Annotated in this window: 15 protein-coding genes; 7 read left to right on the top strand and 8 right to left on the bottom strand. The window is 66.4% G+C overall.

Annotation, left to right across the window (positions count from 1 at the left end):
• Positions 1-64: 64 nt before the first annotated feature.
• Together AC1DUR_RS02715 and AC1DUR_RS02710 are read left to right on the top strand one after the other, a co-directional pair.
• Complete coding sequence (locus AC1DUR_RS02715) at positions 65-835, top strand: 16S rRNA (uracil(1498)-N(3))-methyltransferase (RefSeq protein WP_477716674.1); 771 nt, start codon at positions 65-67, stop codon at positions 833-835.
• Between the two features lie 120 nt (positions 836-955).
• On the top strand, positions 956-1,429 hold the full coding sequence (locus AC1DUR_RS02710) for a YidB family protein (protein WP_477716675.1): 474 nt from the start codon (positions 956-958) through the stop codon (positions 1,427-1,429).
• A 79-nt stretch (positions 1,430-1,508) separates the two neighbouring features.
• On the opposite strand, the gene AC1DUR_RS02705 is transcribed toward AC1DUR_RS02710, so the two are convergent.
• Positions 1,509-2,495, bottom strand: coding sequence for a lysophospholipase (locus tag AC1DUR_RS02705; RefSeq protein ID WP_477716676.1), 987 nt, complete (start codon positions 2,493-2,495; stop codon positions 1,509-1,511).
• Between the two features lie 6 nt (positions 2,496-2,501).
• On the bottom strand, positions 2,502-3,977 hold the full coding sequence (locus AC1DUR_RS02700) for a M20 family metallopeptidase (RefSeq protein WP_477716677.1): 1,476 nt from the start codon (positions 3,975-3,977) through the stop codon (positions 2,502-2,504).
• A gap of 194 nt (positions 3,978-4,171) precedes the next feature.
• Here AC1DUR_RS02700 and AC1DUR_RS02695 point away from each other — a divergent pair, with 194 nt between their 5' ends.
• Positions 4,172-5,053 (top strand): DUF72 domain-containing protein, encoded by an 882-nt coding sequence (locus tag AC1DUR_RS02695; protein WP_477721106.1) that lies wholly within the window; start codon positions 4,172-4,174, stop codon positions 5,051-5,053.
• Positions 5,054-5,096: 43 nt separating this feature from the next.
• On the opposite strand, the gene asd is transcribed toward AC1DUR_RS02695, so the two are convergent.
• Entirely contained in the window at positions 5,097-5,951 is an 855-nt protein-coding gene (gene asd, locus AC1DUR_RS02690) for an archaetidylserine decarboxylase (protein WP_477721319.1), read from the bottom strand.
• A 148-nt stretch (positions 5,952-6,099) separates the two neighbouring features.
• Entirely contained in the window at positions 6,100-6,297 is a 198-nt protein-coding gene (locus AC1DUR_RS02685; RefSeq protein ID WP_477716679.1) for a heavy-metal-associated domain-containing protein, read from the bottom strand.
• A 235-nt stretch (positions 6,298-6,532) separates the two neighbouring features.
• On the opposite strand from AC1DUR_RS02685, the gene AC1DUR_RS02680 reads away from it, so the two are divergent.
• The 4 genes from AC1DUR_RS02680 (at position 6,533) to alkB (ending at position 10,880) form a co-directional block, all read left to right on the top strand.
• Positions 6,533-8,983, top strand: a complete 2,451-nt coding sequence (locus tag AC1DUR_RS02680; protein ID WP_477721105.1) for a heavy metal translocating P-type ATPase — start codon at positions 6,533-6,535, stop codon at positions 8,981-8,983.
• Complete coding sequence (cueR, locus tag AC1DUR_RS02675) at positions 8,980-9,405, top strand: Cu(I)-responsive transcriptional regulator (RefSeq protein ID WP_477721104.1); 426 nt, start codon at positions 8,980-8,982, stop codon at positions 9,403-9,405. The genes AC1DUR_RS02680 and cueR overlap by 4 nt, the downstream gene beginning before the upstream one ends.
• A gap of 65 nt (positions 9,406-9,470) precedes the next feature.
• Positions 9,471-10,199, top strand: coding sequence for a 2OG-Fe(II) oxygenase (locus AC1DUR_RS02670; protein ID WP_477716681.1), 729 nt, complete (start codon positions 9,471-9,473; stop codon positions 10,197-10,199).
• A gap of 27 nt (positions 10,200-10,226) precedes the next feature.
• Positions 10,227-10,880, top strand: coding sequence for a DNA oxidative demethylase AlkB (alkB, locus tag AC1DUR_RS02665; RefSeq protein ID WP_477716682.1), 654 nt, complete (start codon positions 10,227-10,229; stop codon positions 10,878-10,880).
• A gap of 7 nt (positions 10,881-10,887) precedes the next feature.
• Here the strand turns inward: alkB and otnI are convergent, their stop codons facing one another.
• The 4 genes from otnI to denD are packed head-to-tail and all read right to left on the bottom strand — an operon-like array spanning position 10,888 to position 14,689.
• Positions 10,888-11,709 (bottom strand): 2-oxo-tetronate isomerase, encoded by an 822-nt coding sequence (otnI, locus tag AC1DUR_RS02660; RefSeq protein WP_477721103.1) that lies wholly within the window; start codon positions 11,707-11,709, stop codon positions 10,888-10,890.
• A 5-nt stretch (positions 11,710-11,714) separates the two neighbouring features.
• A complete protein-coding gene (locus AC1DUR_RS02655) occupies positions 11,715-12,377 on the bottom strand; it encodes a class II aldolase/adducin family protein (protein ID WP_477721102.1) in 663 nt (220 codons plus the stop codon).
• A complete protein-coding gene (gene otnK / locus AC1DUR_RS02650; protein WP_477721101.1) occupies positions 12,374-13,657 on the bottom strand; it encodes a 3-oxo-tetronate kinase in 1,284 nt (427 codons plus the stop codon). Before otnK ends, AC1DUR_RS02655 begins: the two co-directional genes overlap by 4 nt.
• Positions 13,658-13,675: 18 nt before the next feature.
• Positions 13,676-14,689: a D-erythronate dehydrogenase gene (denD, locus tag AC1DUR_RS02645; protein ID WP_477721100.1), complete on the bottom strand. Its 1,014-nt coding sequence runs from the start codon at positions 14,687-14,689 to the stop codon at positions 13,676-13,678.
• Positions 14,690-14,698: the final 9 nt, after the last annotated feature.

The raw sequence follows: 14,698 nt of genomic DNA, 5'->3' as shown, positions 1-14,698 counted from the left end.
TTGCAGCAGCTGCAGCCATCGCAACCATTGCAGCCAGTCTCGCAGTCAACCGCCTCCCGCTACCGTGACCGCCCGTTTCCACGCCGACCTCGCACTGGTGCCCGGCAGTTCCGTCAGCCTGCCCGATCAGGCCGCCCGCCATGTGCAGGTCCTGCGCCTGCAACCCGGCGATACCATCACGCTGTTCAACGGCCAGGGCAACGGCGAGCCCGGCAGTGAAGGCGAGTTTGACGCCACCATTGAACGCATGGGCCGCAGCGATGTGCAGGTCACCATTGGGGCCTACACCGCAACACGGCGTGAAGCAGACCGTGCCGTCCATCTGGTGCTGGGCATGCCCGCCAATGAACGCATGGACTGGCTGATCGAGAAGGCAACCGAACTGGGCGTGGCCAGCATCCGCCCGCTGATGAGCGAGCGCACCGTGCTGCGTATCAAGGGCGAACGCGCCGGGAAAAAGCTCGCGCACTGGCGCGGCGTGGCCGTGGCGGCCTGCGAACAATGCGGCCGTAACCGCATCCCGGTGATCCACGAAGTCACCGGCCTGGATGAGTGGCTGAAGAACGACCTGGCGCAAGCGCCTGCCGCCGCTACGGGCACACGGCTGCTGCTGTCACTGCGCGAGGGCACGCAGCCGCTGGCCAGGGCCGTCGCCAGCACGGGCGCGCTGACATTTCTCAGTGGCCCGGAGGGTGGCCTGAACGCGGCCGAAGAAGCCGCGGCCATCGCCTGCGGCTTTGCCCCGGTCACCCTGGGCCCGCGCGTGCTGCGCGCCGAGACGGCGCCGCTGGCCTGCCTGTCGCTGCTGACGCTTTTGCCGCCAGTCCAGACCTGAGGCGGCGCAGCTTGCAGCGACGCGGCGCAAACACCACAATCAGGGCCACGTAGCCGGCCAGGTGTTTGGGGCCTGTGCCGCTTTTCCGGGTTCTTTTTTTTCCAACTTTGAAAGCACACCATGGGTTTATTTGATTCAGTGTTGGGCGCGGTCATGAACGGGCAGCAGCCCCCAAGCGGTGACAACGCCGCCAGCGGTGGTCTGGGTGGCCTGATCGGCCTGGTGGCCAGCAATCCGCAATTGCTGCAAGCCATCACGGGCATGTTGAGCAACGACGGCGCGCAGGGCGGTTTGGGCGGCCTGGTGGCCAGGTTTCAGCAGGCCGGCCTGGGTGACGTGATTGGCTCCTGGGTCAGCAGCGGGCAGAACCAGGCCATCTCGGGCGAACAGCTGAGCGATGTGCTGGGCCCGGACGCGCTCTCCGGCCTGGCCGAGAAACTGGGGGTTAGCGAGGGTGATGCGGCGAGCCAGCTGTCCAGCATCCTGCCCGGCCTGATTGACCGGCTCACCCCGCAAGGCCAGGCACCGGCAGATGGCCTGGGCAACTCGGATGACCTGATGGGCATGCTCGGCGGCCTGCTGCAAAAAGGCTGAGCAGTGGCTCAGGCTCCATCATTGCTATTGATTCGATAGCTGACGATGGCGACAGAGCACGGGCTGTGGTCTGTTTTCTCTAAAATCTGGCGTCCAGCCAGTCCTTCAGGGTGTCAAACACCGACCCCGCATCCACCTCGTTGAAAATCTCGTGATAGAAGCCCTCGAAGCACTTGCTGGTCACAGTGCCGGGCGCCACGGTCGATGAACTGGCGGCAGCTTGCGCAAAAGCGCGGCTGCCCGCGGGGTTGACGAGGCGGTCGGCGCCGGCGTACATCAACAAGGTGGGCGTGCTCCAGCCGGCGGCGGCCGCCACCGTGGCCGGGCCACCGGTGGCAATGAACTCACCCAGCCGGGCGGAAATCTTGCTGTGCACCAGCCGATCCGCAAGGTATTTTTGAACCACCAGGTCATCGTGGGACAGGCCATAAGGGTCCAGCCCATTGCCGACGCACAGATTGGGTGCCAGCCTGGGCATCACGGCCAGCAACAGTTTTTGCAGCGCATTGAGCCCCGGGTCCAGTGCCGGCGACGACATCACCAGACCATCCACCGGCCGCATATTGAGCGCGACGAAGCGGCTCACAACCAGGCCACCCAGGCTGTGACCCAACAGGATCAGGGGCAGGGGTTGCGGCTCCTGCTGCGCCGCGCTGCTGACAGGCTGCAGCCGCCGGCAGTGCAGCCGCATGTCATCGACCATCTCCGCCAAGTCTTCGAGCAGGGCCGTGTCGTCGGGCAGCACACCGCGCGCGCCACCCGACCGCCCGTGGCCGCGCTGGTCGTAGGCCCGCACTTCAAAACCCCATTCAAGCAGCCGGCGGGCCACAGGCGCATAGCGGCCGGCATGCTCGCCCAGGCCGTGAACCATCAGCACCACCGCGCGGGGTGGCCGCCTGATCCGGCCCATGGCATTGGCCCAGTCATCCAGCGGCCATTCGTACAGGGCGAGGTTTTCACCATCGCGGGCGGTGAAGGGCACGACCACCGTGGAGGGTGTGTGGTGAGATTTCGATTTGGGGAAAACGACTTTGGGCGCAGGCCGGTTGAAAGAAAAAACAGCCATGCGCATTCAACCCGGCATCCGGGCCATGACATGCGCCACCGCTGCGGTCAGCTTCTTGGCATAGGGCACGTTCAGGAATTCGTTGGGCCCATGGGCATTGCTCTTGGGGCCCAGCACGCCGCACACCATCATCTGCGCCTTGGGAAAGCCCTGGCTCAGCATGTTCATGAGCGGGATCGTGCCGCCCTGGCCAATGGTGCCGCAGGGCGCGCCAAAGAAACTCTGCGAGGCATCGTTCAGCGCCTGCTCAAACCATGGCACGGTACCGGGGGCGTTCCAGCCGGTGGCGCCGCCGCTGCTTTCAAAGGTGACCCGGGCCTGGTAGGGAGCATTGTCTTCGAGCAAGGTTTTCAGTTCCTGCACGGCGGCGCTGGCGTCAATCAGCGGCGGAAAGCGCAGCGAGAGCTTGAAGGCGGTACAGGGACGCAGCACATTGCCCGCATCCTTGAGCGCCGGAAAACCTTCCGCGCCGGTCACGCTCAGGGTGGGTCGCCACGTGCGGTTGAGCAGCGCCTCGACCGGGTCGGTGGTGGTCGGCAGGGCCAGGGTGCTTGAACCTTCGCAGTCGTAGTGGGCCCACGGAAAGCGCTTGTAGATTTCATCGCCCAGAATTTTGGCGGTGGCCTGCGCCTGGGCCAGCCGGTCGGCCGGAATTTCGCAATGAAAGCTCTGCGGCAGCAGGCGCCCGGTCTTGCTGTCCTCCAGGCGGTCCAGCACCTGCCGCATGATGCGAAAGCTCGACGGCACCAGTCCGCTGGCGTCGCCCGAGTGCACGCCTTCGGTCAGCACCTCGACCTTGAGCACGCCGGCCGCATTGCCGCGCAGGCTGGTGGTGAGCCAGAGCTGGTCGTAATTGCCGGCACCCGAATCGAGGCAGACCACCAGCGCAACGTCGCCGAGGCGCTCACGCAGGGCGTTCACGTAAGGCAGCAGGTCGTAAGAGCCGCTTTCTTCACAGGTTTCAATCAGGCCGACGATGCGCGGATGCGCCACGCCCTGCGCCTTGAGGGCCTGCACCGCGGCAATGCTGGCGTAGACCGCATAGCCATCATCGGCACCGCCGCGACCATAGAGCTTGCCGTCGATGTATTTCGGCGTCCACGGGCCGAGGTCGGTGCGCCAGCCGGTGAACTCGGGCTGCTTGTCGAGGTGGCCGTACATCAACACTGTTTGCGTGGAGTCGGCGCGCGTCGCCGGAATCTCAAAAAACAGCACCGGCGTGCGCCCTTCCAGCCGCACGATTTCCAGCGTCAGGCCTTCGACTTTTTGCGCCTCCACCCAGCTGGCGGCGTTGCGCATGACGGTGTCGATAAAACCATGCTGCGCCCAGTCGCTGTCAAACGTGGGCGACTTGGCGGGAATGGCGATGTAGTCGGTGATCTGTTGGACGATGTCGCTGTCCCACTGGGCAGACACCTGCGACAGGGCCTGGGCGGCGTTGAGGACGCTGGCGGGAATTTCGCGGTGCAGGGGGGCATTCATGGGGACAGACTCCGGGAACGAAAAGTGCGCGCTGGGCAATGGCTGCTACTTTACGCTGACCTTAAAAATCGCGCCACTGAATACTGTCGCAGAATGCGACTTACAGCTGCAGTTGCGGCCCCGGCCTGTTTGATCGATGATTTCTGGCCCAACCATCTCCTCCATTTAGAGGAGATCCCGCACGTGGAGACCTCATGATCCATCCATCCCATCCATCCAGCGAACGTCCGCAAGCGTCATCCAACCCTGTTGCCGCACAAGCCCCGACATCCATCCGTGTGGGTGTGGGTGGCTGGACCTATGAACCCTGGCGCAGCAACTTCTTTCCGGACGGCCTGCCGCACAGCCGGGAGCTGGCCTATGCGAGCCGCCAGCTCAGCGCCATTGAGGTCAATGGCACCTACTACGGCACGCTCAAGCCGGCCAGCTTCAAAAAGTGGCACGACGAAACGCCCGATGATTTCGTTTTTTCACTGAAGGCCTCGCGCTATGCCACCAACCGCCGCGTGCTGGCCGAGGCGGGCGACTCGATCATCCGCTTTGTGGAAAGCGGCATCAGCGAGCTGGGCCGCAAGCTCGGCCCCATCGTCTGGCAGTTCATGCCCGGCAAGGTGTTTGAGGCGCAGGATTTCGAGGCTTTCCTGGCGTTGTTGCCAACCCAGGTCGATAGGCTCGCGCTGCGCCATGTGGTGGATGTGCGCCATGAAAGCTTCATGGACCCGGCCTACCTGGCGCTGGCGCGGCGTTACCGGGTAGCCACTGTGTTCACCGATGCCGACAAATTTCCCTGGTTCGCCGACCTGACCGGCGACATCGTCTATGCCCGGCTGATGATGAGCGATGCCGCACTGGCCACCGGCTACGCGGAGGCGGCACTGGACGCCTGGGCGGAGCGCGCCCGCCGCTGGGCCGCTGGCGAGACGCCGGAAGACCTGCCGGCCCTGGAGGCGTCACCAGCCCCCGTTCGGCCGCGCGAAGTGTTTGTTTACTTCATCAATGGCGCGAAGGAAAGGGCTCCCGCGGCGGCGATGGCCTTGCTGGCACGCCTGGGCTTCCGGCCAACGCCCGCACCCTGAAGTAGAAGGCCGGATTGTTAAAACCCGACCTCTTCAAACCTCTTCAGGCGTAATTGGCCATGGCTTCGCCCAGCCGGATGAGGCGGCCGGGCGCCCAGTCGGGATTGAAGTGCAGCGGTCCGGCGGGAAAGAGCATGACGACCGTCGAGCCGAGCAAAAAGCGGCCCATCTCCTCGCCCCGCCGCAGCACAACGGCGGACTCGGCCTTGGGGTCGTAATCCCAGGCGCGCACCTGCTTGCCGCGCGGTGGATTCACCACGCCATGCCACACCGTGGCCATGCTACCCACAATGGTGGCGCCGACCAGGACCAACACAAACGGTCCGCGGGGCGACTCGAACACGCACACCACACGCTCGTTGCGCGCAAACAGCCCGGGCACACCGCGCGCGGTGATCGGGTTGACGGAAAACAGCTCGCCGGGCACGTGGACCATGCGCACCAGGCGCCCGTCACACGGCATGTGAATGCGGTGGTAATCCTTGGGGCTCAGGTACAGCGTGGCAAAGCTGCCGTTGTGGAACTGCGCGGCCAGCGCCGCATCGCCGCCCACCAGCGCCGTGGTGGAATAGCGGTGCCCCTTGGCCTGGAAAATCTGGTCATGCTCAATCTGGCCAAACTGGCTGATCGCGCCGTCGACCGGCGAGATCAGGTCGGCGTCAGCCAAGGGCCGCACACCGGGCTTGAGCGCACGCGTGAAAAAATCATTGAATGTCAGGTAACTGGCGATGTCGGCGCGGGCGGCTTCCTCCATGTTCACCTGGTATTTGGCGACAAAGCGCCGAATGATTTCGGTGGTGACCCAGCCACGCTCCCTCGATGCAACGAAACCTGCGAAAGCAGTCAGCGCCTGCTTGGGCAGCAGGTATTGGGGCAGTACGGAAAAGCGTTCGGACACAGGCGCGGGCGGTAGTGAGGGAAGATTCATTCTATCGGTGCGCAAGAGGCGCTCGCCGAGGCCACTGCGGCGACGCGCGCGCGGCTTATGCGCGGCTTGTGCGCCTACCCCCGCCACCCCACAGGATGCGCAGGGTGATGCGTGTGGCTCAATGGGTGGGATAACCGGCTTCCGACAGCGCCGCCGCGATCTTTTGCCGGTCTTCCGTGGTCCGGACGGTGACTTTTTTGCGGTCCAGGTCCACGCTGACCTCCGCGCCGGGGTCCAGTCCCTTCAGCGTCTGGGTAATCGCGCTGGCGCAATGCCCGCAGCTCATCGAGGGGACGTCGAATTCCTTGAGTTCCATGAAAGGCTCCTTGAACGGTGAAAGCTGGTGCAACAAGCCGATGCAACACTGCACCCATAGTCTGAACCTTCCCACGGGGGCAGGGTCAAGCCGTCCGGCGCAAAGTCCCGGCGATGGAAGGGTTATAGACGTCGCGCGCTTGACCCTGCCATGGTGGTAAGGTTCAAACTGCAACCATGGTTCCTCCTGTCCTGTCCTGTCCTCACTCCAGCAGTCCGCCCCCGGAAGCCCGCCCATGAGCATCGCCGATACCCTGAAAATCCCCGACACCCCCCAGGTCCTGAACGAATGGCGCTTTGCCGTGCAGGGCATGACCTGCGCGTCATGTGTCGCCCGGGTGGAGCGGGCCCTGCGCGGCATCGCGGGGGTGCTGGAGGTCGACGTCAATTTTGCGACCGAGCAGGCTGCCGTCAAGGCGCGCCGCGACGTCGGCATGGGCGCGCTGAAGGCCGCGGTGGAAAAGGCGGGCTATGCCGTCAGTGAGCAGCCCCTGCGGCTTGGCATTGAGGGCATGACCTGCGCGTCGTGCGTCTCGCGCGTGGAGAAGGCGCTCAGGCAGTTGCCCGGCGTGTTGTCGGCCGAAGTCAACCTGGCCACCGAGACGGCCGAGGTCAAGCTGGTGGGTGGCACGCTCTCGGCGGCCCAGCTGATCGCCGCGGTGAACAAGGCGGGCTACCAGGCCCACGAAATGCAGGCCCACGGCGACAGCCTGGCCGATCAGGCTCGCAGCGCGGCCAGGCCAGGCGCGTCGTGGTGGCCGGTCGCCCTGGCAGCGGCCCTGTCGGCGCCGCTGATGCTGCCCATGCTGGGTGCGCTGGCCGGCCGGCACTGGATGCTGGACGGCTGGCTGCAGTGGGCGCTGGCCACGCCGGTGCAATTCTGGCTGGGGGCGCGGTTTTACCACGCGGGTTTCAAGGCCCTGCGCGCCCGGACCGGCAACATGGACCTGCTGGTGGCCATCGGTACGTCAGCGGCCTATGGCCTCAGTGTTTACCAGCTGCTGGTGCACGGCGAACACGCAATGGATCACCTCTACTTCGAAGCCTCGGCCGTCGTCATCACGCTGGTGCTGCTCGGCAAATGGATGGAAGCGCGCGCCAAGCGCCAGACCACCGAGGCGATCCGGGCGCTCAATGCGCTGCGGCCGGAAACCGCACGCCGGCGCCGCGAGGGCCGGGACGAAGAGGTCGCCATCTCCGAGGTGCGGGTGGGCGACCTGGTCGTGGTGCGTCCCGGAGAACGCATCGCCGTCGACGGTGAAGTCACCGAAGGCGCCACCCAGGTCGACGAGTCGCTGATCACGGGCGAAAGCCTGCCCGTCAGCAAGCACGCGGGCGACCGCGTCACCGGCGGCGCCATCAACGCCGAAGGCCTGATCGTGGTGCGCACCACGGCCGTCGGGGCCGAATCCACGCTGGCGCGCATTGTGCGCATGGTGGAGTCGGCGCAGGCCCGCAAGGCCCCCATACAGCGGCTGGTGGACCAGGTCAGCGCGGTTTTCGTGCCGGTGGTCATGGCCATCGCAGCGGTGACGTTGCTGGGCTGGGGCCTGTTCACCGGCCAGTGGGAGGCCGCCATCCTGCATGCCGTGGCCGTGCTGGTGATTGCCTGCCCCTGCGCGCTGGGGCTGGCCACGCCGACGGCCATCATGGCCGGCACCGGCGTGGCCGCGCGCCACGGCATCCTGATCAAGGACGCCGAGGCGCTGGAGGTGGCGCACCGGGTCAAGCTCGTGGCCTTTGACAAGACCGGCACGCTGACGCAAGGCCATCCCGAACTGGTCGCGCTGGAGTCTTATGGCGGTTCGCGCGACGCCCTGCTGGCCTGGAGTGCCGCCATCCAGGCCGGCAGCGAACACCCGCTGGCCAAGGCCGTGACCGCGCAGGCCGCGCGGGACGGCCTGCATGTCCCGGCAGCGTCGCAGGTGCAAGCGGTCGCCGGGCGCGGCATGTCGGCCGTGGTCGAGGGGCGGGCGCTCCGGCTGGGCAGTCCGCGCTTCATGCAGGAGCTGGGGGTTGACCTGAGCGCCGGCGCAGCGCGCGCCGAGGCGCTCCAGGACCAGGGCCGCACCGTCTCCTGGCTGGCCGACGTCACCACCCAGCCGCAACTGCTCGGCCTGATGGCGTTTGGCGACAGCCTCAAGCCGGCCGCAGGCCCGGCGATTGCCCGGCTGCACGCGCTGGGCATACAGACCGCCCTGGTCACCGGCGACAACCGCGGCAGCGCAGAGGCGGTGGCCCACCAGCTCGGCATCGACCGGGTGCATTTTCAGGTACTGCCGGAAGACAAGGCCAATATCCTCGGCCAGCTCAAGCAAGATCTGCAGGACAAGACCGGCCGCGTCGCGATGGTGGGCGACGGCATCAACGATGCGCCGGCGCTGGCGGCCGCCGATGTGGGTATTGCCATGTCCACCGGCACCGATGTGGCCATGCACGCGGCGGGCATCACGCTGATGCGCGGCGACCCGGCGCTGGTGGCCGATGCCATCGACATTTCGCGCCGCACCTACGCCAAGATCCAGCAAAACCTGTTCTGGGCGTTTTTCTACAACGTGGTGGGCATACCGCTGGCGGCCTTTGGGCTGCTGAACCCGGTGATTGCCGGTGCCGCCATGGCCTTCAGCAGCGTCAGCGTGGTGATGAACGCGCTGCTGCTGCGGCGCTGGAAAGGAAGCACGACATGATGGACAAATACATCGCACACATCGCCAACGGTCCCTTCAACATCGGCCAGGCGGCCGCCCGTTCCGGCGTTTCTTCCAAGATGATCCGCCACTACGAATCCCTGGGCCTGCTGCCGGCCGTGCACCGCACCGACGCGGGCTACCGGCAGTATGGCGAGAAGGAAGTGCACACCCTGAGCTTCATTCGCCGCGCCCGCACGCTGGGCTTCAGCATGGCCGAAATCGCCGAGCTGCTCAAGCTGTGGCAAAACAAGCGCCGCGCCAGTGCCGATGTCAAGCGCATCGCGCTGGCCCATGTGGCCGACCTGGAACGGCGCATTGCCGAGATGGCGGCGATGAAGCAAACCCTGCAGCATCTGGCGCATTGTTGCCAGGGCAACAGCCGGCCGGATTGCCCCATCCTGACCGAGTTGGCCGCCTGAGCCGGGCCGCCATGAAATGTCCGGATCCGGCGTGCATCAAGGCGCACACCGATTTATGCTGAGACATGGACCTGTTTGCCTCACACCTTGCTTCACACCTCACGCCCGGCGCCGCTCACTGGGCCGAGACCACGGCCGAGCTGAACCAGCAGGGCAGCGCGGTCATCCCGCAGCTGCTCAGCGCCGCTGACTGCGAGGCGCTCGTGCGGCTCTACCCGGACACCCGGCACTTCCGCAGCCGCGTCGTGATGCAGCAGCATGGCTTCGGGCGCGGCGAATACCAGTATTTCAGCTACCCCCTGCCCGAGACCGTGCAACGCCTGCGCGCCACGCTGTATCCGGCGCTGGCGGGCGTGGCCAACGCGTGGAATGCGGCTCTCGGCATGGAGGCGCGCTTCCCGGGTGACCACGCCGATTTTCTGGCGCGCTGCCATGCCGCGGGCCAGCAGCGCCCGACGCCGCTGCTGCTGCGCTATGGGCCCGGCGATTACAACTGCCTGCACCAGGACCTGTATGGCGAGCAGGTGTTTCCGCTCCAGGTGGCGGTGCTGTTGTCACGGCCCGGTGAAGACTTCACGGGCGGCGAATTCGTGCTGACCGAACAGCGCCCACGCATGCAGTCGCGGCCGGAGGTGGTGCCGCTGGCGCAAGGCGATGCTGTGGTGTTTGCAGTGAACCAGCGCCCGGTGCAGGGCAGCCGGGGGGTGTACCGGGTCACCATGCGCCATGGTGTCAGCCGGCTGCGTTCCGGGCAGCGCCACACGCTGGGTATCATTTTTCATGACGCGCAGTAGTCGCAGTAAGTGGTTGGGGGAAACCTTTTGACCAAAAACCTGTTCGAGGAAGAGCCGCTTCCCTATGTCGCGCCGCAGGTCATGGCGCCGGGCGCCGTGTTGCTGCGCGGCTTTGCCATCGGTGTGGACCAGGCACTGCTTGACGCGGTGGCGCAGGTGACAGCCTGCGCACCCTGGCGCCATCTCGTCACACCGGGCGGCTACACCATGTCGGTGGCCATGAGCAATTGCGGTGCGCTGGGCTGGGTGTCCGATCGCACCGGTTACCGCTACACCCGCACCGACCCGCTGTCTGGCCAACCCTGGCCGCCCATGCCCGACTGCTTTGTCGATCTGGCCGGGCGCGCGGCGGCCGAAGCCGGCTTCAATGACTTCAGGCCAGATGCCTGCCTGGTCAACCGCTATGAACCCGGCGCGCGCCTGTCGCTGCACCAGGACCGGGACGAGGGCGACATGAGCGCGCCGATTGTGTCGGTGTCGCTGGGTTTGCCGGCCGTGTTTTTATTTGGCAGCACGCTGCGCAAAGACCGCCCGGCGCGTTACCGGCTGGTGCACGGCGATGTGGCCGTGTGGGGCGGCCCGTCGCGGCTGGCCTACCACGGCGTTGCGCCGCTGCCCAAGGGCGAGCACGCCCTGCTGGGACGGCAGCGCATCAACCTGACGTTTCGCCGCGCAGCTTAGGCGCTGGTCAGGCGCCGGCTTGGGCGTTCGCCTTCATCCAGCCCAGTCCCGCCGACGTACCTCCAGGCTGCGCGCCACGGCTGGGGCGGTATTCGCAGCCGACCCAACCGGTCCAGCCGCATTGCTGCGCCACCTCATCGATCACCTTGAACAGGTAGGAGTAGTTCATCTCGCCGATATCGGGTTCGTGCCGCTCGGGCACGCCGGCGAGCTGGAAATGGCCGACGCGGCCGGTCGGCAGGTACTGGCGTATCTTCATGGCCACATCACCCTCGACGATCTGGCAGTGGTACAGATCGAACTGCACCTTGACATTGGGCGCGCCGATCTCGGCGATCAGTTCATGCGCATGGTCCTGCCGGTTCAAAAAGAAGCGCGGGATGTCGCGGGTGTTGATCGGCTCGATCAGCACATCCACGCCCTGTTTCGCGGCCTCGGCGGCGGCCCAGCGCAGGTTGTCCACATAGGTCGGGCGCACCGCCTCGCGCTCGACGCCCGCAGGCACCAGGCCGGCCATGACATGGACGCGCGGGCAGTCGAGCGCTGCCGCATAGTCCAGCGCCCGGGTGATGCCGCTGCGAAACTCCGCCTCGCGCCCGGGCAGACAGGCCAGGCCGCGTTCGCCCTGGTCCCAGTCACCGGGGGGCGCATTGAACAGCACCTGCTGCAGGCCGTGGGCTTTCAGGCGTGCCGCCAGTTCACGGCTCTCATAGGCATAGGGAAACAGGTACTCAACCGCCTTGAAGCCGTCTTTCGCGGCCGCCTCAAAGCGGTCGAGAAAATCGAGTTCAGGGTAAAGCATGGAAAGGTTGGCAGCAAATTGAGGCATAGGGTTCACCAGTGCGCGCCAAAGATCTGGCGCAGTTCATCGATTTGGGTTTCGGTCAGCGGTTCGGGCGGCGTGCGGCTTAGGGCCATCAGCCTGGCGGTTTCTTCAAGTTCTTCGAGCGTGGCCATGGCGGCGGCGGGCGAATCGTGCCAGACATTGGGCCCCAGGCGCTCCAGCATGACGGCGCGGATCGGCGCGCCGCACTCGCCATAGCGGGCAATGGTTTGCGCCACCAGGGCCGCCGCCTGCGGGTCGCCGGGGCGATGGTAGGGGATCAGCGGCACATGGCCGACCTTCATCACAAAGTAGGGCGTGATCGGTGGCAGCAACTCGGCACCCGTGGCCTCGAGGCTTAGCGCCACGCAGTGCGTGCTGTGGGTGTGGATCACGCAGCGGGTATTGGCATCAAATCGGCCCGCAGCGCCATAGATATGGGCATGCAGTGCGATGGTCTTGCTGGCCCGGTCGCCGCTGAGCTGTTGCGCGTTGGCATCCAGCCGCGCGAGCCTGGCCGGATCGAGAAAGCCCAGGCAGGCATCGGTGGGCGTGATCAGGAAACCATCGTCGAGCCGCACGCTGATGTTGCCGGCCGTGGCATGCACATAACCGCGCTCGAACAGGCTGCGGCCTATGCGGCAGATTTCCTCACGGGCCTGGTTTTCAGTCATGTGAGCATCGTAAAGGCTTTGGTGAAAAAGTCGTCGGTGCCGAAGTTGCCCGACTTGAGCGTGAGGTGCAATCCTGTCGCATCGGCCGCATCGGACTGGGCGTGGCACCAGGGCACGCCGGGATCGATCTGCGGGCCGATCTTCATTTGAGTGATGTCGAGTGCCTGCACGCAGGCGCCCGAGGTTTCACCGCCCGCGACCACCAGCTGGCGCACGCCGCGCTCGACCAGGCCGCGCGCAATGGCCGCGATGGTGCGCTCGACCATGGCGCCGGCTTCTTCAACACCCAGGCGGCCTTGCACCGATTTGACCGCATTCGAGTCCGCCGTGGAATACACCAGAACCGGACCTTTCTGAATCAGCGGCTCGGCCCAGGCCAGCGCTTCGGCGGCAACGTCCACGCCGGCCGCGATGCGCAGCGGGTCGATGCCCAGCGCCGGACGCCCGGCCTTGATGAAGGCCAGCACCTGGCGGTTGGTGGCCATCGAACAGCTGCCCGACACCACGGCCTGCAAGCCCGTGGCGGCAGGCAACTCGCTGGCCTGGGAGGAGGGCGCAATGCCGAAGTTTTGCGGCAGGCCAATGGCCACACCCGAGCCGGCCGTCACCAGCGGCATGCCCTTGAGTGCCGGGCCGAGGCGCAGCAGGTCGTCGTTGGACAGTGCATCCACCACGGCCACCCCGACCCCCTCGGCCTTGAGCTGGTCAATGCGCGCACGGATCGCGGCCTCGCCCCGGGCCACAACGCGGTAGTCGATCAGGCCGACCTTGCGCTTGCACTGCGCCTGCAGCACGCGCACCAGGTTGGCGTCGGTCATCGGCGTGAGCGGATGGCTTTGCATGCCGCTCTCGCTCAGCAGCACGTCGCCCGCAAACAGGTAGCCTTTGAACACGGTGCGCTGGTTGTCGGGAAAAGCCGGCGTGGCGATGGTGAAGTCCCCTCCTGCCACGTTCGACAGCGCGTCCATCAGCGCTTCGGTGACCGGGCCGATGTTGCCTTGCGGCGTGCTGTCGAAAGTGGAGCAGTACTTGAAGTAGATTTGCCGCGCGCCTTGAGCCTGCAGCCAGCGCAGGGCGGCCAGCGATTGCGCCACGGCATCGGCCGGGGCAATGGTGCGCGACTTGAGCGCCACCACCACGGCGTCCACGTCCGCGTCCAGTGGCATGGACGGCACACCAATGGTCTGCACCACACGCATGCCGCTGCGCACCAGGTTATTGGCCAGATCGGTGGCGCCGGTGAAATCGTCGGCGATGCAGCCTAGAAAAATGGGGTTCATCGTTGTATCGGGTCGGTATCAGGAGCACACAGAAAGGCGCACGGCGGTCGGGTTTTCGCGCACGTAGTCGCGGATCACCTGCTCGAAGCTGGTGTCGGCGTCAAGGCCCATGGCTTGCGCGCGGGCGGTCTTCACGTTGCCGGGCCAGGTGGTGACGATTTTCTCAATCGCCGGGTCGATGCGCCAGTCGAGCAGCGCCGTGGCCGCCGGCCCGGCCACGCGCTCGAGCGCGGCCGCCATCTCACGCACCGTGGTCATGAGTCCCGGCAGGTTGAGTGCGGTGCGCGGGCCCCACTCGGCGGGGCTGGCCTGCGCGGCGCGAATCAGGCCCTCAACCGTGCGCGCCGGCGACGACAGCGCCACGCCGGTGTCCGGGTGCACCGGGCACAGGGCGCGCTGGCCGGCCAGCGGCTCGCGAATCATGCCACTCAGGAAACTCGATGCGGCCGCGTTGGGCCGGCCCGGGCGCACCGCTACCGTCATCAGGCGCACGCTGCGGCCCTCGACAAAGCCCTTGCGCGCGTAGTCGGCCACCAGCTGTTCACAGATGAATTTCTGGATGCCGTAGCTGCTTTGCGGCGTGGGCAAGCTGTGGTCTTCCAGCACCGCGGGCAGAGGCTGCTGCGGCGAATGGCCGAACACGGCGAGCGAACTGGAAAACACCAGCACCGGCTTCGTGCCGAGCGTGCGGCAGGCTTCGAGCAGCGCGCGCGTGGCGTCGAGGTTGCTGCGCATGCCCAGGTCGAAATCCGCCTCGCACTCGCTGCTGACGGCCGCGGCCAGATGAAAGATCAGCGAGGTGCCGGCATTCGGAAGTTGCCTGCTTTGCAGCTGTTCGTTGAGGTCGCCACCGAGGAAGACGATGCGGGGGTCGGCCCGCAAGTCGTCGGGCGGGGGCGCGCGGTCCGCCAGGGTGATGGTCGCGATGGCCTGCGCCGGCCCGCCGGCCACCGCCAGCGAGCCCGAGGCCAACAGGGTGCGCGCCAGCCGCGCGCCGACGAAGCCGCAGCCGCCGGTGATCAGGATATGCATGGTCGTGTC

The sequence above is a fragment of the Polaromonas sp. P4_F4 genome (assembly GCF_056401355.1).
This window is presented reverse-complemented; position numbering and strand designations above follow the sequence as displayed.